This is a genomic window from Klebsiella spallanzanii (assembly GCF_902158555.1).
Taxonomy (GTDB): Bacteria; Pseudomonadota; Gammaproteobacteria; order Enterobacterales; family Enterobacteriaceae; genus Klebsiella; species Klebsiella spallanzanii.
Window position 1 is genome coordinate 54773 of the sequence record NZ_CABGGS010000006.1, and the last position, 20580, is coordinate 75352.

A 20580-nucleotide genomic window follows, 5' to 3' on the forward strand; every position below is an offset into this window, starting at 1 on the left:
AACGATGAATAAAATCCTGTTAGTAGATGATGACCGGGAGCTCACCTCCCTGTTAAAAGAGCTGCTCGATATGGAAGGTTTTAATGTGCTCGTGGCCCATGATGGGGAACAGGCGCTGGCCCTTCTGGACGACAGCATCGATTTACTTTTGCTTGATGTGATGATGCCGAAGAAAAACGGTATCGATACACTCAAAGAGTTGCGTCAGACGCACCAGACACCGGTTATCATGCTAACGGCCCGCGGCAGCGAGTTGGATCGCGTTCTCGGCCTTGAGCTGGGCGCGGACGACTATTTGCCTAAGCCATTCAACGATCGTGAGCTGGTGGCGCGTATACGCGCTATTCTGCGCCGTTCGCACTGGAGCGAGCAGCAGCAAACAACCGAAGCCGGTTCGCCAACGCTGGAAGTGGATGCGCTAAGCCTTAACCCTGGTCGCCAGGAAGCCAGCTTTGATGGCCAGACGCTGGAACTGACCGGTACTGAGTTCACCCTGCTTTATCTTCTGGCGCAACATCTTGGCCAGGTGGTATCGCGTGAGCATCTTAGCCAGGAAGTATTAGGTAAACGCCTGACGCCGTTCGATCGCGCGATCGATATGCACATCTCCAACCTGCGGCGTAAGCTACCGGAGCGCAAAGACGGTCATCCGTGGTTTAAAACCCTGCGCGGACGCGGCTATCTGATGGTATCGGCTTCATGATTGGAAGTTTAACCGCACGCATCTTCGCTATTTTCTGGCTCACGCTGGCATTGGTGTTGATGCTGGTTCTGATGCTGCCCAAGCTGGACTCGCGCCAGATGACCGAGCTGCTGGAGAGCGAGCAACGTCAGGGCATCATGATTGAACAACACGTCGAGGCCGAGCTGGCGAACGATCCGCCGAACGACCTGATGTGGTGGCGTCGTCTGTTTCGCGCCATCGATAAGTGGGCTCCGCCGGGCCAGCGCTTGCTGCTGGTCACCAGCGAAGGTCGCGTTATCGGCGCCGAACGCAACGAAATGCAGATTATCCGCAACTTTATCGGCCAGGCGGATAACGCCGATCATCCGCAGAAAAAGCGCTATGGTCGTCTGGAAATGGTCGGGCCTTTTTCCGTCAGGGATGGGGAAGATAACTATCAACTCTATCTGATCCGCCCTGCCAGCACGTCGCAATCAGACTTTATCAACCTGCTCTTCGACCGCCCATTATTGCTGCTGATCGTCACGATGCTCGTCAGCGCCCCGCTGCTGTTGTGGCTGGCGTGGAGCCTGGCAAAACCCGCACGTAAGCTGAAAAATGCCGCCGATGAAGTCGCCCAGGGCAACCTGCGTCAGCATCCGGAGCTGGAAGCCGGTCCGCAGGAGTTTTTAGCCGCCGGGACCAGTTTTAACCAGATGGTCACCGCGCTGGAACGCATGATGTCCAGCCAGCATCGTCTGCTGTCCGATATCTCTCACGAGCTGCGCACGCCGCTTACCCGCCTGCAACTAGGTACCGCATTGCTGCGCCGCCGCAGCGGGGAAAGCAAAGAGCTGGAGCGTATTGAGATGGAGGCGCACCGGCTGGATAGCATGATCAACGACCTGCTGGTGATGTCGCGCAATCAGGCGAAAACCGCGCTGGTCAGCGAAACGGTGAAAGCTAACCAGCTGTGGGGCGAGGTGCTGGACAACGCCGCCTTTGAAGCCGAACAGGTGGGTAAATCGTTCACCGTGGAATATCCGCCGGGGCCGTGGCCGCTATACGGTAACCCCAATGCGCTGGAGAGCGCGCTGGAGAACATCGTGCGCAATGCGCTGCGCTACTCGCATACCAAAATTTCGGTGAGCTTCTCGGTGGATAAAGACGGGATTACGGTTAACGTCGATGACGACGGTCCGGGCGTGAGTCCAGAGGATCGCGAGCAGATTTTCCGTCCGTTTTATCGTACCGATGAGGCGCGCGATCGCGAGTCTGGCGGCACCGGCCTGGGGCTGGCGATTGTCGAAGCTGCGGTTCAACAGCATCGCGGTTGGGTGAAAGCCGACGACAGCCCGCTGGGCGGTTTACGCTTAACCATCTGGCTGCCGCTGTACAAACGCACTTGATAAGTTTCTCCCGGCGGTAGCCCGGACAGGTGCGCCAGCACCGCCTCCGGGAAATGCGCCGGGCGATGCATTGCATTGTTGCGGCTTCTTCCCGGCTCGCGCTGCGCTCAGTCGGGCTACGGGTTCACAGCCGCCTGCAATCGGGTAGCCCGGATAAGTCGCAGCGCGACGCCATCCGGGGGAATCATTTCCCCCACAACCTCCGGGAGTTGTCTTCTATCTGCCCGCTTAAACGCCGTTTCTGCATGGTACGACTCCAGCTCACCGATAGCCCCGCCGCCGAGAGCAGGCGGTGATACTGCTCGTCATCGAACGGCATATTCCACGCTATCGCACCCGCCTCATGGACGCTGACGTCGCTTAGGCGGGAAACCAGCTCCAGCGGCGCATCGCCGGATACCTGCCCGCCCGCGACGATCCGATACAGCCAGCCGGTTTTACCGCTGTTTTGCATCAGCTGCGCCATATCGCTGACGCCAAAGTGATAGTTGAGCTTAAAGCACGGTGAACGCGGCTGCGTTACCTGAATCAGCGCCTCTCCCCAACGGAAGATATCGCCAATATAGACGTTTTTTTCCGTCAGCCCTTCAGTCGAGAGGTTCTCGCCAAACGCCGGAGCGCAGAAAAGGTCTGCCTGCTCAGGCAGCTCGCGAGCCCAGTGGGCATAATGTTCACGCGGATAGTGGCACAGCGCGCGATCCGGCCCGCCGTGAATTTTCTTCTCCGCCTGCTCATCGCCTTCCAGCCCCAAATCGCCGAGGGTCAATTCACCATCGACCTGAATTTTACCGATAGCGCTTGGACGGCTGCCGTCGTAATCCCTTACCTTGCCCACAAAGACATTCACCGGATAGTGCATCGCTGCTCCTTTACTGCACATATAAAAAAAGCGAGCCATCAGACTCGCTTCTCGCTCAGCACAATGCAACCTTATTTTTTGGCGGCAAAACGCGCTGCGGCTTCGTCCCAGTTAACCACGTCCCAGAATGCTTTGATGTAGTCCGGGCGACGGTTCTGGAATTTCAGGTAGTAAGCGTGTTCCCACACGTCCAGACCGACAATCGGGAAACCGGAAGCGCCGGAGATAGCTTCGCCCATCAGCGGGGAATCCTGGTTAGCAGTAGAAACTACAGCCAGTTTATCGCCTTTCAGCACCAGCCATGCCCAGCCGGAGCCGAAACGGGTAGCAGCCGCTTTTTCAAATTCCGCTTTGAAGTTGTCAACGGAACCGAAATCGCGCTCGATAGCCGCTTTCAGGTCGCCCTGCAGCGTAGTACCGGTTTTCAGGCCTTTCCAGAACAGGCTGTGGTTCGCGTGGCCGCCTGCGTTGTTACGCAGAACGGTTTTTTTGTCTGCCGGCAGTTGATCCAGTTTGGTGATCAGCTCTTCAGCGGACAGGCTAGCGAATTCCGGCAGGCTTTCCAGCGCAGCGTTGGCATTGTTAACGTAGGCCTGGTGGTGTTTAGTGTGATGGATTTCCATCGTCTGCTTGTCAAAGTGCGGTTCCAGGGCGTCATAAGCGTACGGCAGGGCTGGCAGTGTATAACTCATAATCATCTCCATTATTGTCGAGCGGCGGAAGGTGTTAATGCCGCGTAAGCAGTTGGTTCATTATAGTTAATTAAATGATATTGAAAACGCTTATCAATGCCGTATTTTTAATAAGGTTATAACAGTCGGTTATAGATGTGTTTTTGTGATATAGAACAACTAATTAAGTTTTTGGTTGCCAGGATTAAGCGTCTAGTGGCAACAGCTTAAAGGCGGAAAAACTGACCGATTTTTACACTCATTGGGTCGGAAGAAGATTTATCCGATAAAAAATAGATGAGGATAAAATCAATGAATCACGCGATTACGATGGGTATTTTTTGGCATTTGATAGGTGCGGCCAGTGCAGCCTGTTTCTATGCTCCGTTCAAGAAAGTTAAACATTGGTCCTGGGAAACTATGTGGTCGATCGGCGGTATCGTCTCCTGGCTGATCCTGCCCTGGGCTATCAGCGCCATGCTGCTCCCCGATTTTTGGGCCTATTACGGCTCGTTTGATGCCTCTACGCTTCTGCCCGTCTTCCTGTTCGGCGCCATGTGGGGAATCGGCAATATCAACTACGGCCTGACTATGCGCTACCTCGGCATGTCGATGGGCATCGGCATCGCCATCGGTATTACGCTGATTGTCGGCACGCTAATGACCCCAATCCTCAACGGTCAATTCGATGTCTTAATTAACACCAAAGGTGGCCAGATGACGCTGCTCGGCGTGCTGGTGGCGGTGATTGGCGTGGGTATCGTCACCCGCGCAGGCCAGCTTAAAGAGCGAAAAATGGGCATCAAAGCTGAGGACTTCAACCTGAAAAAAGGGCTGATGCTGGCGGTGATGTGCGGTATTTTCTCGGCCGGGATGTCATTTGCGATGAACGCCGCGAAACCGATGCATGAAGCCGCCGCCGCGCTCGGCGTTGACCCGCTCTACACCGCGCTGCCAAGCTACGTGGTGATTATGGGCGGCGGCGCGCTGGTCAACCTCGGTTTCTGCTTTATTCGCCTGGCCAAAGTGAAAGATCTGTCGATAAAAGCCGACTTCTCGCTGGCAAAACCACTGATCATCAGCAATATCCTGCTGTCCGCCCTGGGCGGCCTGATGTGGTACCTCCAGTTCTTCTTCTACGCCTGGGGCCACGCCAGCATTCCGGCTCAGTACGACTACATGAGCTGGATGCTGCATATGAGCTTCTATGTCTTGTGCGGCGGGCTGGTTGGCCTGGTGCTGAAAGAGTGGAAAAACGCCGGTCGTCGTCCGGTTGGCGTACTGAGCCTCGGCTGCGTGGTGATTATCATCGCCGCCAATATCGTTGGGCTGGGAATGGCGAACTAATTCTCGCCCCTGCCGCATCGGCAGGGGCAAGGTTTTAACGCGCGGAGATTTCCCCCGTTTCGCTATTCAGGTGGAAATTCCGTGACGGGTTACCCCGCAGGTATTTATCTATCACGCTAAAAATGCTGCCGAAACGCAGGCGGAAGATAGCTTCGAAATCGCTATCCGCCGTCACCGCTGAGGCCTCAGCCGGCAACGACTGCGCCAGCGTGCGAGTCAACAGTTGATACTCGCGTAAGCGTTGCGCGGAAATATCGCGCAGCGCTAGCTCATCAGCATTGCGCAGGCGATAAAAATCCACCGCCAAATCAAATCCGTTCCAGGATGCAAACTGATCCAGCGTCATGCCAGCATCCCGCGCCAAAGCTTGTGCTTTTTGCTGCGCAAGCTGCCATGCTCCGGCATTTTTTTGCAGATAGATTTGCCCGATAGCCCTGACTGGAGGCTCGTCTCCTTTAGCGCACACGGCACGATCGCTGCTCATCGGTACCGTCAGAACATCATGATAAGAGGTATGGCTGCTCAACTGGCTCAGCGTCAGCATCTCCGCGCCGTTCAGGCTAAAAAGCATCTGCCGAATTTCACACGGCCACTCTTCGGGAATAAAGCGCAGCCGGGTAAGTTCGGTGATGTGCCAGTTAGTAAAGTCGTAATAATTCTTCGCCCCCAGCACCGCTTTATTCCATAAATGCGCAGAGCCTGTCGCTTTCAGATGCTCCCATTCTTGCTGATAATGTTCAAAAAGCTCATTAAAGCGCGGTACGCTGTCCAGGATAACGGTCTGAACATCGATTTCGCTACGGTTAGCGAAATTAAGGATTTTATATGCCGGAACGTAGGCCGCCATGGAAGGCGCCTGGATGTTAAATAGCAGGCTGCCGTCAGGATATTTACGCACGCCGGTATCGTTAAAGTGCATATGTCCGCCAACGTGTACGCCAATACCTGTCTTCGCTAACGCATGGCTGGTATCCTCCTTCGGGGCCCGCTTCAGCTGAAACTTACCTTCGCCAAAAATAGATTCCAGATCGCCAGCAGCGCCGTTATCGAACTCCACCATTGGGAAATGGCTAAAGGTGATCAGCGTTTTTTTCTGCTCTTTTGCCCGCATGGCAACGGACGTCATCCACGCCACCACCTGCTGCTTGTGAGTGAGCATTTTGTTGTAGCCAGCATCACCTGAACCCGCGAAGTTTTTAGCGGACTGCGGATTCGCCATATCCGCATCCTCCCGCGGCACATAGACATTCGCATCAACGGCCAACAGCCATAGACCCGGTATCGGCTCAACAAGATAGCTGCTGTCAGCGACGGTAAAACAAGGGCCATAGCCTGGTTGCCGATACGAACCTCCGGTTCCCTGGGCGCAAATCTCATACTGCCGCTGGCGGAAGTCGCTGGCCTGTTTGGCTTTGTCAAACGTGTAATCCTGCTGCCCGTAGGATGAATAAGGCGTTTCCCAGTAAATATCCTGAGGCTGCGGATCGATACCAAACGGAGCCATCATGTTCATGATGTACTCATAACCGCGGCTCACCATCTCCTCGCTGCAGATGGTTGGCAGTTCCGCACCTGTCGGAATAAGCGCGGTTTTCCCCTGATAGCCCGTACACTCTTTGGCGCCAAAACTAAAAATACGCTGCGTTTTTCCTCCCTGCCCTAAGAAATCCTCTTCTCCATCGGGTAAATCAAAGGGCCGGTTAGGATCATGATTGCCCGGTGTTGCAAAGAATCGCATGGAATATTTTTGCTCATACTCCTTCAGCAAGGTCACCAATCCACGGATATGCACAGACTGCCCGTCATCGCTAAAATCACCAGGAAGCGCGATCAGTTTGATCCCCTTTTTCCCGGCATCGTCCAGCGCCGCGCGCAGGGCAAAGTAGTTTTCATTAAATAATCGCGTTGACGTAAGCTGTGCATACATGGTGCGAATCATCGCATTCTGCCCGCTCTTGCTATTCTTCAGCCCGCTAAATGCGCCGTCCTGAAATTCGCCGTACACATCATGAAAATGGATATCCGGCATAAACGCGACACGATATTGATAATTTTCGGTAGCCGCAACGGTATGGCTACAGAGGAAATTTAGTGGGTGCAGAATAAACGTTTCAGAAAATACATTACTAAAGCTAATCAATCAGGCGATTATGCGACTGCGCTGCCGCCACTGCCCCGGCGTCATACCGATCTCACGGTTAAACACCACCGAAAAGTAATTGCTGTCTTCAAACCCGCACTGCATCGCCACTTCGCCAATCAGGCGTTCGGTATGCTGTAGCAGATATTGTGCGTGGCAGATACGCAGCTGGCGCAAGTAGTGGTTGATGGTCATTCCGGTCTGCTGACGAAACTGCTGACGCAGCGCGCGTTCGCTGCACCCTTCGCGCTCACAAAATTTATCCAGAAAGAAAGGACGGTTCAGGCTGCCCGCCAGCTCGGTAAGCAGCTTATCCAGCAGCGCTTCACTTTGGGTTGCCGCCAGATTATCGGTAGCATAGCGATAGCGCTGGAGAATAAGCACCAGCTGAGCAAACAGCAGTTCAGCCATGCTATTGGCCTGCGCATCGCTGCGGCTACTCTCGTGCTCCAGTTGGGTAATCACCTGTCTGACCTGTGCCATTCCGCTACTGCCAATCCGCCAGTGCGGAACCCATGGCGTACCGAACAAGCCGGGAATATGCGCCGCCCAGTCAAAATTAAGCCGCAACCGGTCCGGGCAATAGATCACGTTTTGTAGGACGAGATCGTTCACCGAGGCATAGGTGTGTTTATCTTCAGCGCGGATATAAAACAGGTCGCCGCGGGTAATACGCCATGGACGATCGTTAAGGACGTGCAGGCCGTTGCCCCGCCACACCAGCACCAGCTCACAAAACTCATGGGTGTGCTCGGCGAAGACGTTTTGCGGATAGCGATCCGCCACCGCCACCGCCTGGGCGGGGGAGGCAAAAAATTCACTTTTGCGAAGAATCAGCTGACCTGCCACAACATCAACTCCAGACGCGAAAAACCGAATCATTATTCGCGTTTATGCCTGTTAATACGTTGACTGCTCTCGCGTTACTGAAGAATGGCGTCGCGTCCCTGGCGAATATCGCGCGGAGACCAGTCAAACTCACGGCGGAAAAGCGTCGAAAAGTGGTTACTGTCGCCGAATCCGCAGCGATAAGCGATATCGGTCACGCTGTCATCGCTGTGGCGTAGCAGGTGGCGGGCTTTCATCAACCGCACCCGGTTGAGATAGCGCTGCGGCGTCAGCCCGGTTTGCTGCTTTAACTGGCGATGCAGAGTGCGCAGCGATAGCGAAAACTGCGCCGCCACCTCTTCCCAGCAGACATCTTCGGCAAAATGATCTTCCAGCCAGGCCATTAAATGGTTCAGCCGCGCATCATTATCAGACGCCCCTTCCGCAAGGCGGCTTTTACGCAGGAGCACCAGCAGCTGCATAAAGTAAATCTCACGGCTGGCGATGGCGTGCATATCCGCATCAGTGCCAACGTTCTCCATCTGCTCCACAATCTGGCGCACCTGCTGCAATGCATTCTGATTCACCCGCCAGTGCGAGAGATAATTCCCCTCCTGCTCCTGCGGTAGCAGCTCGTGCAGACCGGACAAAAAACGAAACGCGTCCGGCGCGCGATAAAGCACGTTGGTCAGGCATAAATTATCCGTGTGCTCGTAGAGATGGCGATCGTGATCGCGAATAAAGCAGACCGAGCCGCCGCTAATGGTATAGGGCTGACCGTTGAAAACATGAATCCCGGTACCGTGCTCCACGATAACAATTTCATGAAAATCATGATGATGCTCGGGAAAGGCGGATTGCGGGAGCCGCGGCTCAATGGCGACAGCTGAAACGCCGGACTTAAAGAAATCCACACTGTGCAACATGGTCATAGCAGCTCCTCAAGATGAGAAATGTTATCAATCAGTGGAGCAAATAGTAATTAAGGGTCGACGATCCGGCCTTCAATTTTTGACCGCAAAATTCGTAAAGCCTGCCGCTTTTTCAAGAAATGGCGGGAAAGATCGGGAACTGCGGACAACATCACATCCCCGGATAAAACGAAATTGTGACCTCTCTCACGGTCATCTTTGCTTTCTTGCCAGTGGCGAATTTTCCCTGTCAGTAACAAGAAGGTGAGCTTGACGCGACTTTTTTAGACTGCATGCAATGATTTTCACAAGGATCTTCCCATGAGTTTTCGTCATTGTGTCGCCGTCGATTTAGGCGCCTCCAGCGGGCGGGTGATGCTCGCCAGTTATCAACCCGGCCAGCAAACGCTGGCGCTGCGCGAAATTCACCGCTTTACCAATAGCTTAAAAAAGGTGGATGGCTTCGACTGCTGGGATATCGATAGCCTGGAAGCTGAAATTCGCTGCGGGCTGGTGAAAGTATGCGAACAGGGCATCCTGATCGATAGCATCGGTATTGATACCTGGGGCGTGGATTATGTCCTGCTGGATAAACAGGGTCAGCGCGTTGGTCTGCCGGTTTCCTATCGCGACTCCCGCACTCAGGGCTTGATGCGCCACGCTGAAGAGCAAATGGGTCGGGCGGAAATCTATCGCCGCAGCGGCATTCAGTTTCTGCCGTTTAACACCCTTTATCAGCTGCGCGCGCTGGTTGAACAGCAGCCGGAACTGGTCAGCCAGGCCGCGCACGCGCTGCTGATCCCGGACTACTTTAGCTTCCGCCTGACCGGTCAAATGAACTGGGAATACACCAACGCCACCACCACGCAGTTGGTCAATATTAATAGCGATAACTGGGATGAAGAGCTGCTGAACTGGACCGGCGCGCCGCGCGAGTGGTTCGGTACGCCGACGCATCCGGGCAACGTTATCGGCCACTGGATTTGCCCCCTGGGCAATCATATTCCGGTCGTTGCCGTCGCCAGCCACGATACCGCCAGCGCGGTTATCGCCTCGCCGCTGGCCAGCAAAAACGCCGCCTACCTCTCTTCCGGCACCTGGTCGCTGATGGGCTTTGAAAGCAAAACCCCCTGCACCAGCGATGAGGCGCTAAAGGCCAACATCACCAACGAAGGCGGGGCTGAAGGTCGCTATCGGGTACTGAAAAATATTATGGGCCTGTGGCTGCTGCAGCGGGTGCTCAAAGAACAAAACGTTAGCGATCTACCGGCGCTGATCGCCCGCACCGCTGCGCTTCCAGCCTGCCGCTTCGTCATTGACTGCAACGACGACCGCTTTATCAACCCGGACAATATGAGCGCTGAAATCCAGGGTGCCTGCCGTGAATCCGGACAGCCGGTGCCTGATAACGATGCCGAACTGGCGCGCTGCATTTTCGACAGCCTGGCGCTGCTCTACGCCCGGGTACTCAACGAGCTGGCAGCGCTTCGCGGTCAGCCGTTCAGCCAGCTGCATATCGTCGGCGGCGGTTGCCAGAACGAACTGCTTAACCAGCTCTGCGCCGACGCCTGCGGCATCACGGTGGTCGCAGGGCCTATTGAGGCTTCCACGCTGGGCAATATCGGCATCCAGTTAATGACCCTCGACGAGCTGCATAACGTCGATGAATTCCGTCAGGTGGTGCGGCAAAACTACGCCCTCACCACCTTTACCCCTAATCCTGAAAGTGAAATTGCCCGCTTCGTCGCGCAGTTTCAGCCACAACAGACCAAGGAGCTTTGCGCATGACCACTCAACTTGAACAAGCCTGGGAAATTGCCAAACAGCGCTACGCCAGCGTCGGCGTGGACGTCGAGGAGGCCTTGCGCCAGCTGGACCGCCTGCCCGTTTCCATGCACTGCTGGCAGGGTGATGACGTCGTCGGTTTTGAAAATCCGGAAGGGAGCCTGACCGGCGGTATTCAGGCCACCGGCAACTATCCGGGTAAAGCGCGTAACGCCACCGAGCTGCGCGCTGACCTTGAGCAGGCGCTGAGCCTGATCCCTGGACCAAAACGCCTGAACCTGCACGCGCTCTATCTGGAGTCCGAAACGCCGGTACCGCGTAATGAAATCAAGCCAGAACACTTTAAAAACTGGGTTGAGTGGGCGAAAGCCAACAAGCTGGGGCTGGATTTTAACCCTTCCTGCTTCTCGCATCCGTTGAGCGCCGACGGCTTTACGCTGTCGCACGCCAACGATGAAATCCGCCAGTTCTGGATCGATCACTGCAAGGCCAGCCGCCGCGTTTCCGCGTATTTCGGCGAGCAGTTGGGCACACCGTCGGTGATGAATATCTGGATCCCTGACGGCATGAAGGATATCACCGTTGACCGTTTCGCTCCGCGCCAGCGTCTGCTGAATGCGCTTGATGAAGTGATCAGCGAGAAACTCGACCCGGCGCATCACATCGACGCCGTGGAGAGCAAGCTGTTCGGGATCGGCGCAGAGAGCTACACCGTCGGCTCCAATGAGTTCTATATGGGATACGCCACCAGCCGCCAGACCGCTCTGTGCCTGGATGCTGGTCACTTCCACCCGACGGAAGTGATCTCCGACAAAATCTCCGCCGCGATGCTCTACATCCCGCGCCTGCTGCTGCACGTCAGCCGCCCGGTACGCTGGGACAGCGACCACGTGGTGCTGCTGGATGACGAAACCCAGGCCATCGCCAGCGAAATTATTCGTCACGATCTGTTTGACCGCGTGCATATCGGCCTCGATTTCTTCGATGCCTCGATCAACCGCATCGCAGCGTGGGTGATTGGTACCCGCAATATGAAGAAAGCGCTGCTGCGCGCTCTGCTGGAGCCGACCGCACAGCTGCGCCAGCTGGAACTCGATGGCGATTACACCGCCCGTCTGGCGCTGCTGGAAGAACAGAAATGTCTGCCGTGGCAGGCCATCTGGGAGATGTACTGCCAGCGTCACGATACGCCAGCAGGCAGCCAGTGGCTGGATAACGTCCGGGCTTACGAGAATGCGGTTCTGAGCCAGCGCGGTTAAACCCTCACCCCGGCCCTCTCCCTGGAAGGGAGAGGGAGAAAACCCAAACAGCCAGAGCGCACCGAACAGTTCCCTCGCCCCTTTGGGGAGAGGGTTAGGGTGAGGGGCTAACCCCGCACCGAATTAACAGGAAACACAAGACTATGCAGACCATTATCGACTCCTGGTTCGTCCAGGGCATGATTAAAGCCACTTCCGACGCCTGGCTGAAAGGCTGGGACGAGCGCAACGGCGGCAACCTGACGCTGCGCCTCGATGAAGCGGATATCGAACCTTACGCGGCGGATTTCCACGCCAAACCGCGCTATATCGCCCTGAGCCAGCCGATGCCGACGCTGGCTAACCAGCCGTTTATCGTGACCGGTTCCGGCAAATTCTTCCGCAACGTTCAGCTCGACCCGGCCGCTAACCTCGGCGTAGTAAAAGTCGACAGCGACGGCGCGGGATACCATATTTTGTGGGGCCTGACTCACGACGCGGTACCGACTTCCGAACTGCCAGCGCACTTCCTGTCGCACAGCGAGCGCATCAAGCTGACCAACGGCAAAGACCGGGTGATCATGCACTGCCACGCCACCAACCTGATCGCCCTGACCTACGTGCTGGAAAACAACAGCGATCTGTTCACCCGCAAACTGTGGGAAGGCAGCACCGAATGTCTGGTGGTGTTCCCGGACGGCGTCGGCATTTTGCCGTGGATGGTGCCGGGTACCGACGAAATCGGCCAGGCCACCGCCGAGGCCATGCAGCAACACTCGCTGGTGCTATGGCCGTTCCACGGCGTCTTCGGCAGCGGCCCAAATCTGGACGAAACGTTCGGCCTGATCGATACCGCCGAGAAATCTGCCGAGGTGCTGGTGAAAGTCTATTCAATGGGCGGCATGAAACAAACCATCACCCGCGAAGAGCTGGTCGCCCTTGGCAAACGCTTCAATGTTCAACCTATGCAATCCGCGTTAGATCTTTATCAATAACAACATCGCGCCCCGCTCACCGAGACGGGGCGAAAAATCACCTGCAAACCCTACAAAACTGACTCATGTGGAGTAAAAGCAATGAAAACAAAGACAAGCTTGATCCTCACCGTTGCCATCCTGGCGTTGTCCGGTTCCGCTTTAGCTGAAGTTAAAATCGCCCTCGTGGCGAAATCATTGGGAAATGGATTCTTCGAAGCAGCGAACGTCGGCGCGCAGGAGGCGGCCAAAGAGTTAGGCGATGTAAAAGTTATCTATACCGGCCCGACCACCACCACCGCCGAAGCGCAGATCGAAGTGCTGAATGGATTGATCGCCCAAGGGGTGGATGCGATCGCCATTTCCGCTAACGATCCCGACGCCGTGGTGCCGGTGCTGAAAAAAGCGATGCAGCGCGGCATTAAGGTGGTCTCCTGGGATTCCGGCGTCGCGCCGGCGGGCCGCCAGATCCATCTGAATCCATCCAATAACGCCTTGATTGGCGAAACCAACGTCAAGCTCGCCGCTGATGCGCTGAAAGCGCTGAACGTAGAAAAAGGCGATGTGGCGATTTTAAGCGCCACGCCCACCTCCACTAACCAGAACATCTGGATTGAGGAGATGAAAAAGGTGCTGCCGCAGTACCCGTCCGTCAATCTGGTCACCGTCGCCTACGGTGACGATCTGTCCGATAAAAGCTATCGCGAAGCGGTGGGCCTGCTGAAATCATATCCGGACCTGAAAGTCATTGTTTCCCCGTCATCGGTGGGCATTGTCGCCGCTGCGCAGGCGGTGAAGGATCAGGGCAAAATCGGCAAGGTGTACGTGACCGGGCTGGGGCTGCCGTCGGAAATGGCCGGAGCGATTAAGTCCGGCGCCAGCAAAAGCTTTGCCATCTGGAACCCGATTGACCTCGGTTACGCCGCCACCTACCTGGCGGATGATTTAGTCAAAGGCACGGCGACCAAAACTGAAGCCAATATGGGCAAGCTGGGCAAAGTGAAGCTGGATAGCGACGGTAACGGCGCGATGGCCGAGCCGTTCGTCTACGATGCCAGCAACATCGATAAGTTCTCGAAGATTTTCTAATCCCTGTTCCCTCACCCCGGCCCTCTCCCAAAGGGTGGGGCGCTAACCATTCCCTCTCCCCTCTGGGGAGAGGGTTAGGGTGAGGGGCGATTTTACGGAGAACTATCATGTCAGCATCCACCCCACTGCTGTCGCTGAAGGGCATCACCAAGATTTTTCCCGGTGTGCGCGCCCTTGAGAACGTGCAGCTCGATCTGTGGCCCGGCAAAGTGACCGCCCTAATCGGTGAAAACGGCGCAGGCAAATCCACGCTGGTCAAAGTGATGACCGGTATTTATCAGCCCGAAGAGGGCGAAATTCTCTATAAAGCGATCTCAATCCAACTGCCGAACCCGGAGTCGGCGCATAAGGTGGGGATCACCGCCATTCATCAGGAAACCGTGCTGTTTGATGAGCTGTCGGTCACTGAGAATATTTTCGTCGGTCAGTATCTGTATACCGGCCTGCTGAAAAAGCTCGACTGGCCCGCCATGCACCGCAAAGCCAGCGAAATTCTCACCCGCCTTGAGGTGCAGATTGACCCGCGCGCGACGCTAAAAACCCTCAGCATCGCCCAGCGCCATATGGTCGCCATTGCCCGGGCGCTCTCCTTTGAAGCCCAGGTGGTGATCCTCGATGAACCGACCGCGGCGCTCTCGCAACATGAAATTCTGGAGTTTTATCAAATCGTTGAGCGCCTGAAGCAGGACGGCAAGGCGATTCTGTTTATCTCGCATAAGTTCGATGAGATTTTCGAGCTGGCGGACTACTACACCATTCTGCGCGACGGCGTGTACGTCAGCTCCGGGGCGATTAACGAGATAACCGAAGAACGAATGGTGGCAATGATGGTCGGTCGCGCCATTACCCAAACCTACCCGAAAGTCGACTGTAGCCCAGGGGAAACGGTGCTGGAGGTGAAAGACCTCTGCCATCCGACCGAGTTTGCCCATATCAACTTCAGCCTGCGCAAAGGGGAAATTCTCGGCTTTTACGGCCTGGTGGGCGCCGGACGTACCGAGCTGATGCAGGCGCTCTCCGGGGTTTCGCATCCCTCTTCCGGCGAGATCGTGCTGAAGGGCAAAGCGATGCGTTTTCGCCAGCCTGCCGACGCCATCAACGCCGGTATCGTCTGCGTGCCGGAAGAGCGACAGAAACAAGGGGCGATTATCGCCCTGCCGATCGCTCAGAACATCAGCCTGCCGCAGCTCAGCAAACTCAACCCTAACGGCGTGCTGAACGACGCCCGCGAATGGCGGCTGGCGGATGAGTACGCCTCGCGCTTACAGGTCAAAGCCTTTAGCTGGAGACAGGCGGTAGAGACCCTCTCTGGCGGCAATCAGCAAAAAGTGGTGATCGGCAAATGGCTGGCGACCCATCCGGAGGTGATTATCCTCGACGAGCCGACCAAAGGTATCGATATCGGCTCCAAAGCGGCGGTGCACCAGTTTATGTCCGAGCTGGTCAGCCAGGGGCTGGCGGTGATTATGGTCTCTTCGGAGCTGCCGGAAGTCATGGGTATGGCCGACCGGATTATCGTGATGCACGAAGGGCTGATGGTCGCCGAGTATCGCGCCGGTGAGGCCACGGCGGAAACCATCGTCAGCGCCGCCAGCGGCGTCAGTCAGGAGGCCGCGTAATGGGCAAACAACTGCTTAAACACCGCGAAGCGCTGCTGGCGGCGGTGATCATTTTGATGATCGGCGCTATCGGCAGCCGGGCGCCATCGTTTATCGCCCCTGGCAATCTGGTGGAGATGTTTAACGACACCTCGATTCTCATCATCCTCGCCCTCGGTCAGATGATGGTGCTGCTCACCAAGGGCATCGATCTGTCGATGGCCGCCAACCTGGCGCTCACCGGGATGATCGTCGCCCTGCTCAACGCCCACTATCCAGGGATTCCCGTGGTGGTACTGCTGGCGCTGGCGACCCTGCTTGGGCTGCTGATGGGGGTGATTAACGGCCTGCTGGTCTGGCGGCTCGGCATCCCGGCTATCGTGGTCACGCTCGGTACGATGAGTATTTACCGCGGGATTATTTTTCTGCTTTCCGACGGCGGTTGGGTTAACTCGCACCAGATGAGCGCTGACTTTCTCGGCCTGCCGCGCGCCTCGTTGCTGGGCCTGCCGCTGCTGAGCTGGTGCGCCATCGCCGCGCTATTGCTGGTCGGCTATTTCTTACGCTTCAGCCGCACCGGGCGAGCGTTGTACACCGCTGGCGGCAACGCCACGGCGGCGTACTACACCGGGATTAACGCCGGGAAAATGCAGTTCATCAGCTTCTGCCTCTCCGGCGCGCTGGCCGGGTTCTGCGGCTATTTGTGGATCTCACGTTTTGCCGTCGCCTACGTCGATGTCGCCAACGGTTTTGAACTGCAGGTGGTCGCAGCCTGCGTCATCGGCGGTATCAGCACCATGGGCGGAACCGGTCGGGTGCTCGGCTGCCTGTGCGGTGCCTTGTTCCTCGGCGTTATCAATAACGCGCTGCCGGTGATCGGCATTTCGCCGTTCTGGCAAATGGCGATTTCCGGCGCGGTTATTGTGATTGCGGTGCTGCTTAACGAGCGCGGTAATAAAGGCAACGGGCGGTTAATCCTGCGCAATGCGGCGTTAGCCCGGCAAAAACAGGCGGTGAAATCATGAGCAAAATGATGATGTCTGAAGAGATGAAAAGTCCGCCGGTCGCGCCGTCGCCGCTGCGCCGCCTGCTGTGCTGGGAAGGATTTCTGCTGGCGGTGACCCTGGCGGTCTTTATCGGCAACGCCCTGACTTCCCCCTATTTCCTTAATATCTGGAACCTGTCGGACGCCACGTTTAACTTCACCGAAAAAGCGATCATCGTGCTGCCGATGGCGATGCTGATTATTGCCCGCGAAATTGACCTTTCGGTAGCGTCAACGATGGCGCTGAGTTCAACGGTGATGGGCTTCTGCGCGGCGGCGGGTATGGATACGCCGCTGCTGGTGGTGGTCGGGCTGGGCGTGGGGCTGCTGTGCGGCCTGTTCAACGGCATTCTGGTGACGCGCTTTAACCTGTCATCGATTGTGATAACCATCGGCACCATGAGCCTGTATCGCGGGATGACCTACATCCTGCTGGGCGACAAGGCGCTCAATCACTACCCGGATAGCTTCGCCTGGTTCGGTCAGGGCTACGTGTGGGGGGCGCTCTCTTTCGAGTTCGCGCTGTTTATCCTCCTCGCCGCCGCCTTTACCTTCCTGCTGCATAAAACCAACTTTGGCCGCCGGACCTACGCCATCGGCAATAACCCAACCGGGGCCTGGTTCTCCGGGATCAACGTTAAACGCCACAACCTGATGCTGTTCGCGCTGGTCGGGCTGATGGCCGGACTGGCGGCGGTCCTGCTGACCTCAAGGCTTGGCAGCACCCGCCCGACGCTGGCGATGGGTTGGGAGCTGGCGGTCGTCACCATGGCGGTGCTCGGCGGCGTCAATATTCTCGGCGGCTCCGGCAGCATGCCTGGGGTGATTATCGCCGCCTTCCTGATGGGGCTGGTGACCTTCGGGCTGAGCCTGCTCAACGTGCCCGGCATCGTGATGTCAATCATCATCGGCGCGATGCTGATTGTGGTTATCTCGCTGCCGATTATTACCCGGCGGATGATGCAGCGAAGACGAATTTAATTTCCCCCTCACCCTCAATCCCGGAGGCGGTGCTACGCATCTGTCCGGGCTACGAAATGGGCCGGGTGAGGGGAAACGGATTACCCAAATCGACATTAAGGAGAATTATCATGAGTTTTATGTTGGCACTGCCCAAAATCAGCCTCCACGGCGCGGGCGCAATCGGCGATATGGTCAAGCTGGTAGCGGGCAAACAGTGGGGCAAGGCGCTGATCGTCACCGACGGTCATCTGGTTAAAATGGGCCTGCTCAACAGCCTGTTCAACGCGCTGGATGAACAGCAGATGTCTTACCATCTGTTTGATGAAGTGTTCCCCAACCCAACCGAAGCGCTGGTGCAAAAAGGCTACGCGGCGTATCAGGAAGCAAACTGCGACTTTATTATCGCCTTTGGCGGCGGCAGCCCAATTGATACCGCCAAAGCGGTGAAAATCCTCACCGCTAACCCGGGGCCGTCAACCGACTACTCCGGCGTTGGCAAAGTGAAAAATGCCGGCGTGCCGCTGGTAGCAATCAACACCACTGCCGGAACGGCGGCGGAGATGACCAGCAACGCGGTGATCATCGACGCCGAACGTCAGGTTAAAGAAGTGATTATCGACCCGAATATTATCCCGGATATCGCCGTTGATGACGCCAGCGTGATGCTGGATATTCCGGCTTCCATCACCGCCGCCACCGGCATGGATGCCCTGACTCACGCCATTGAAGCCTTCGTTTCCATTGGCGCTCATCCGTTGACCGATGCAAACGCCCTGGAAGCGATTCGCCTGATTAACCTGTGGTTGCCGAAAGCCGTGGACGACGGACATAACCTCGAAGCCCGCGAGCAGATGGCGTTTGGCCAGTATCTGGCGGGCATGGCGTTTAACAGCGCCGGTCTTGGCCTGGTGCATGCGCTGGCTCATCAGCCGGGGGCAACCCACAACCTGCCGCACGGCGTGTGCAACGCCATCCTGCTGCCGATCATCGAAAACTTTAACCGCCCGAACGCCGTCGCGCGATTTGCCCGCGTGGCGCAGGCGATGGGCGTCGAGACCCGCGGCATGAGCGATGAAGCTGCCAGCATGGAGGCGATCAATGCCATCCGCGCCCTGAGCAAACGCGTGGGTATTCCGCAGGGCTTCAGCCAGCTTGGCGTCAGCAAAGAGGATATTGAAGGCTGGCTGGACAAGGCGCTGGCCGACCCGTGTGCGCCTTGCAACCCGCGCACCGCCAGCCGCGATGAAGTCCGCGAACTCTATCTGGAGGCACTATGATCCGCAAAGCTTTCGTGATGCAGGTAAACCCTGACGCCCATGAAGAGTACCAGCGCCGCCATAACCCTATCTGGCCAGAGCTGGAAGCGGTGCTAAAAGCCCACGGTGCGCACCACTACGCGATTTATCTCGATCAAGCGCGCAACCTGCTGTTCGCCACGGTGGAGATTGAATCGGAAGAACGTTGGAACGCCGTTGCCAGTACCGAAGTGTGCCAGCGTTGGTGGAAATATATGTGTGATGTGATGCCAGCGAACCCGGACAATAGCCCGGTCAGCGCGGAGCTGAAAGAAGTGTTTTATCTGGAGTAAATCCATGGCTGCCCCGCTGCGCTAAGCGGGGCAATCTTTCAGGACGTTAGAAGAAATACTTAAAGCGCAACCGCGCGCCGTAGCGGTCGTCGTCATCGCCCTGGCTCAATTTATTGTCACTGTCCAAAATAGAGTAATAAGCCCCGAGATAAATATTAAAGTTCTGCATATTCATCACGTTCGGGATTTGATACGAGGCGTGGAAGGTATGAATATTGTAGGTGCCTTCGTCTTTAATCCAGCAGTCGTTATCGCAAATCACCCCGGCATAATCGCTGATTTTGTTATGCGCATAGATATACCCCAGTTCAAAGCGCCGCCACAGCGCATTCACCCCAGCGGTAAAATCCTTCTCGTTGCTGGCGTCCATATAAGCGGTATTCAGGTTTACCACCACGCCGTCCTCCGGGTCGCTCTTCAAGCCGTTCCAGGTCATGGTCAGGCCGTATCCGGTACGATCGGACTGATCGACAAAGTTGCCCTGCGCATCTTTATACCCGTAGGCATTCTGCACCACGTTGGCCTCCATTGCCGCCGCAACGGAGAATTCATCCTTCGCCCAAGAAACCACCGGGCGCAGGTACGCAACGTTCTTTTTCTGCTCCATATCGCGGCCGTGGTAGCCGCCGTCGTTGTACAGCGAAGTGCCGTCCTCCAGCAGCGTGTTAAGCTCAAAATACCAGTTGTCTATCTGCTTACTCAGCAGGAAGTTGCCGCCTGCGTCAGAGCGACCGCGCCCCTCTTTCATCATATAGATGTAGCCATGGCCGTCGCTGTAGAGGTCGTTGGCGGTATTCCCCGAGTGCTCAACGAAGGTATCCTGATTTAACGGGAACATATCGTAAGCTTCAAAGCGCCCCACTTTGACCTTCCAGTCGTTCTCCTGACCAAAGAAGAAAACGGCATCATCCAGATTCATCGATCCTGTCATATCCGCCAGCGGCTGAATGGAGAATCCGGCAAAATAGCCCTTGTCCATCTTACGGATGCCGTCAAAGCCCAGCAGAATGCGACCGTTTAAATCCCAGTTGTCGTAGGTTGGGTCGCTGCCGATATCAGCGTTGGTCATCGCCAGCAGGCCATGTTTACTTTCCGCATCCATATTAAATTCAACATCGCCATAAATTTTCAGGTCGCCATACCCGGATAATTTAAGCTCAGGAGCCGAAATATTCTTTTTACTCTCCGCGACAGGGGTCTGGCTTTTTACCGGTACCGTATTTTGTGCGACCTGCATAGAGGCATTCTGTTTATCCTGTAATTCTCGCACCTGACTTTCCGCGATGTTCGCCCGACTTTCGGCGGCGGCAAGCCGCGCTTCAAGCTGTTCCATTCGTTGTTCCAGCGTCAGTGAATTATTTTTCGCCACCGCTGAACCTGCTATCAGACATAAACCAATCGCTATCGATAATACTTTTTTATTCATTTTTATATTCCGGAGGTAAAAGAAGGTCAGGTGAGCAGAAAACTC

18 protein-coding genes are annotated in these 20580 nt (G+C 56.2%); 12 read left to right on the forward strand and 6 right to left on the reverse strand.

The window, feature by feature from the left end; genetic code table 11:
• Positions 1-4: 4 nt before the first annotated feature.
• Positions 5-703, forward strand: coding sequence for an envelope stress response regulator transcription factor CpxR (gene cpxR, locus FN082_RS08645; RefSeq protein ID WP_139537287.1), 699 nt, complete (start codon positions 5-7; stop codon positions 701-703).
• Positions 700-2073, forward strand: coding sequence for an envelope stress sensor histidine kinase CpxA (cpxA, locus tag FN082_RS08650; RefSeq protein WP_142462254.1), 1374 nt, complete (start codon positions 700-702; stop codon positions 2071-2073). The genes cpxR and cpxA overlap by 4 nt, the downstream gene beginning before the upstream one ends.
• A gap of 184 nt (positions 2074-2257) precedes the next feature.
• On the opposite strand, the gene yiiM is transcribed toward cpxA, so the two are convergent.
• Both yiiM and sodA read right to left on the reverse strand, forming a co-directional pair.
• On the reverse strand, positions 2258-2932 hold the full coding sequence (yiiM, locus tag FN082_RS08655) for a 6-hydroxyaminopurine reductase (protein ID WP_139537285.1): 675 nt from the start codon (positions 2930-2932) through the stop codon (positions 2258-2260).
• A 71-nt stretch (positions 2933-3003) separates the two neighbouring features.
• Complete coding sequence (gene sodA, locus FN082_RS08660) at positions 3004-3624, reverse strand: superoxide dismutase [Mn] (protein ID WP_110276139.1); 621 nt, start codon at positions 3622-3624, stop codon at positions 3004-3006.
• Positions 3625-3915: 291 nt separating this feature from the next.
• On the opposite strand from sodA, the gene rhaT reads away from it, so the two are divergent.
• On the forward strand, positions 3916-4950 hold the full coding sequence (gene rhaT / locus FN082_RS08665; protein WP_139537284.1) for an L-rhamnose/proton symporter RhaT: 1035 nt from the start codon (positions 3916-3918) through the stop codon (positions 4948-4950).
• Positions 4951-4984: 34 nt separating this feature from the next.
• On the opposite strand, the gene FN082_RS08670 is transcribed toward rhaT, so the two are convergent.
• From FN082_RS08670 to rhaS (FN082_RS08680), 3 genes are all read right to left on the reverse strand, one after another.
• Entirely contained in the window at positions 4985-6979 is a 1995-nt protein-coding gene (locus FN082_RS08670; protein ID WP_142981444.1) for a metallophosphoesterase family protein, read from the reverse strand.
• Between the two features lie 111 nt (positions 6980-7090).
• A complete protein-coding gene (gene rhaR, locus FN082_RS08675; protein WP_142981445.1) occupies positions 7091-7939 on the reverse strand; it encodes an HTH-type transcriptional activator RhaR in 849 nt (282 codons plus the stop codon).
• A 74-nt stretch (positions 7940-8013) separates the two neighbouring features.
• A complete protein-coding gene (gene rhaS / locus FN082_RS08680; RefSeq protein WP_139537275.1) occupies positions 8014-8850 on the reverse strand; it encodes an HTH-type transcriptional activator RhaS in 837 nt (278 codons plus the stop codon).
• Between the two features lie 300 nt (positions 8851-9150).
• Here rhaS (FN082_RS08680) and rhaB point away from each other — a divergent pair, with 300 nt between their 5' ends.
• The 9 genes from rhaB to rhaM all read left to right on the forward strand — a co-directional run bounded on the left by rhaB (position 9151) and on the right by rhaM (position 19109).
• Entirely contained in the window at positions 9151-10617 is a 1467-nt protein-coding gene (gene rhaB, locus FN082_RS08690; RefSeq protein WP_142981446.1) for a rhamnulokinase, read from the forward strand.
• Positions 10614-11873 carry an L-rhamnose isomerase gene (gene rhaA, locus FN082_RS08695; RefSeq protein ID WP_142462262.1) on the forward strand — a complete coding sequence of 420 codons (1260 nt, stop codon included), beginning with the start codon at positions 10614-10616 and terminating at the stop codon, positions 11871-11873. Before rhaB ends, rhaA begins: the two co-directional genes overlap by 4 nt.
• Before the next feature lie 143 nt (positions 11874-12016).
• The gene (gene rhaD / locus FN082_RS08700; protein ID WP_139537271.1) at positions 12017-12847 is read left to right on the forward strand and encodes a rhamnulose-1-phosphate aldolase; all 831 of its coding nucleotides are present in this window, start codon (positions 12017-12019) and stop codon (positions 12845-12847) included.
• An 81-nt stretch (positions 12848-12928) separates the two neighbouring features.
• Positions 12929-13915, forward strand: a complete 987-nt coding sequence (gene rhaS / locus FN082_RS08705; RefSeq protein WP_142462264.1) for a rhamnose ABC transporter substrate-binding protein — start codon at positions 12929-12931, stop codon at positions 13913-13915.
• 107 nt (positions 13916-14022) lie between these two features.
• Positions 14023-15534, forward strand: coding sequence for a sugar ABC transporter ATP-binding protein (locus FN082_RS08710; protein ID WP_142981447.1), 1512 nt, complete (start codon positions 14023-14025; stop codon positions 15532-15534).
• Complete coding sequence (locus FN082_RS08715) at positions 15534-16538, forward strand: ABC transporter permease (RefSeq protein ID WP_142981448.1); 1005 nt, start codon at positions 15534-15536, stop codon at positions 16536-16538. Before FN082_RS08710 ends, FN082_RS08715 begins: the two co-directional genes overlap by 1 nt.
• Positions 16535-17539 carry an ABC transporter permease gene (locus FN082_RS08720; protein WP_142981449.1) on the forward strand — a complete coding sequence of 335 codons (1005 nt, stop codon included), beginning with the start codon at positions 16535-16537 and terminating at the stop codon, positions 17537-17539. The genes FN082_RS08715 and FN082_RS08720 overlap by 4 nt, the downstream gene beginning before the upstream one ends.
• A gap of 110 nt (positions 17540-17649) precedes the next feature.
• Complete coding sequence (fucO, locus tag FN082_RS08725; RefSeq protein ID WP_139537266.1) at positions 17650-18798, forward strand: lactaldehyde reductase; 1149 nt, start codon at positions 17650-17652, stop codon at positions 18796-18798.
• Positions 18795-19109: an L-rhamnose mutarotase gene (gene rhaM / locus FN082_RS08730; RefSeq protein ID WP_139537265.1), complete on the forward strand. Its 315-nt coding sequence runs from the start codon at positions 18795-18797 to the stop codon at positions 19107-19109. Before fucO ends, rhaM begins: the two co-directional genes overlap by 4 nt.
• 46 nt (positions 19110-19155) lie before the next feature.
• Here the strand turns inward: rhaM and FN082_RS08735 are convergent, their stop codons facing one another.
• The gene (locus FN082_RS08735; RefSeq protein ID WP_142981450.1) at positions 19156-20535 is read right to left on the reverse strand and encodes a carbohydrate porin; all 1380 of its coding nucleotides are present in this window, start codon (positions 20533-20535) and stop codon (positions 19156-19158) included.
• Positions 20536-20580 lie beyond the last annotated feature (45 nt).

Excerpts from the sequence above, each read along its gene's own strand:
- cpxA (WP_142462254.1), top strand. The coding sequence starts at position 700 with ATGATTGGAAGTTTAACCGCACGCATCTTCGCTATTTTCTGGCTCACG.
- rhaD (WP_139537271.1), top strand. The coding sequence starts at position 12,017 with ATGCAGACCATTATCGACTCCTGGTTCGTCCAGGGCATGATTAAAGCC.
- FN082_RS08715 (WP_142981448.1), top strand. The coding sequence starts at position 15,534 with ATGGGCAAACAACTGCTTAAACACCGCGAAGCGCTGCTGGCGGCGGTG.
- fucO (WP_139537266.1), top strand. The coding sequence starts at position 17,650 with ATGAGTTTTATGTTGGCACTGCCCAAAATCAGCCTCCACGGCGCGGGC.
- rhaA (WP_142462262.1), top strand. The coding sequence starts at position 10,614 with ATGACCACTCAACTTGAACAAGCCTGGGAAATTGCCAAACAGCGCTAC.
- rhaM (WP_139537265.1), top strand. The coding sequence starts at position 18,795 with ATGATCCGCAAAGCTTTCGTGATGCAGGTAAACCCTGACGCCCATGAA.
- FN082_RS08720 (WP_142981449.1), top strand. The coding sequence starts at position 16,535 with ATGAGCAAAATGATGATGTCTGAAGAGATGAAAAGTCCGCCGGTCGCG.
- FN082_RS08710 (WP_142981447.1), top strand. The coding sequence starts at position 14,023 with ATGTCAGCATCCACCCCACTGCTGTCGCTGAAGGGCATCACCAAGATT.
- yiiM (WP_139537285.1), bottom strand. The coding sequence starts at position 2,932 with ATGCACTATCCGGTGAATGTCTTTGTGGGCAAGGTAAGGGATTACGAC.
- rhaB (WP_142981446.1), top strand. The coding sequence starts at position 9,151 with ATGAGTTTTCGTCATTGTGTCGCCGTCGATTTAGGCGCCTCCAGCGGG.
- rhaS (WP_139537275.1), bottom strand. The coding sequence starts at position 8,850 with ATGACCATGTTGCACAGTGTGGATTTCTTTAAGTCCGGCGTTTCAGCT.
- sodA (WP_110276139.1), bottom strand. The coding sequence starts at position 3,624 with ATGAGTTATACACTGCCAGCCCTGCCGTACGCTTATGACGCCCTGGAA.
- rhaS (WP_142462264.1), top strand. The coding sequence starts at position 12,929 with ATGAAAACAAAGACAAGCTTGATCCTCACCGTTGCCATCCTGGCGTTG.
- FN082_RS08735 (WP_142981450.1), bottom strand. The coding sequence starts at position 20,535 with ATGAATAAAAAAGTATTATCGATAGCGATTGGTTTATGTCTGATAGCA.
- FN082_RS08670 (WP_142981444.1), bottom strand. The coding sequence starts at position 6,979 with ATGCCGGATATCCATTTTCATGATGTGTACGGCGAATTTCAGGACGGC.
- cpxR (WP_139537287.1), top strand. The coding sequence starts at position 5 with ATGAATAAAATCCTGTTAGTAGATGATGACCGGGAGCTCACCTCCCTG.
- rhaT (WP_139537284.1), top strand. The coding sequence starts at position 3,916 with ATGAATCACGCGATTACGATGGGTATTTTTTGGCATTTGATAGGTGCG.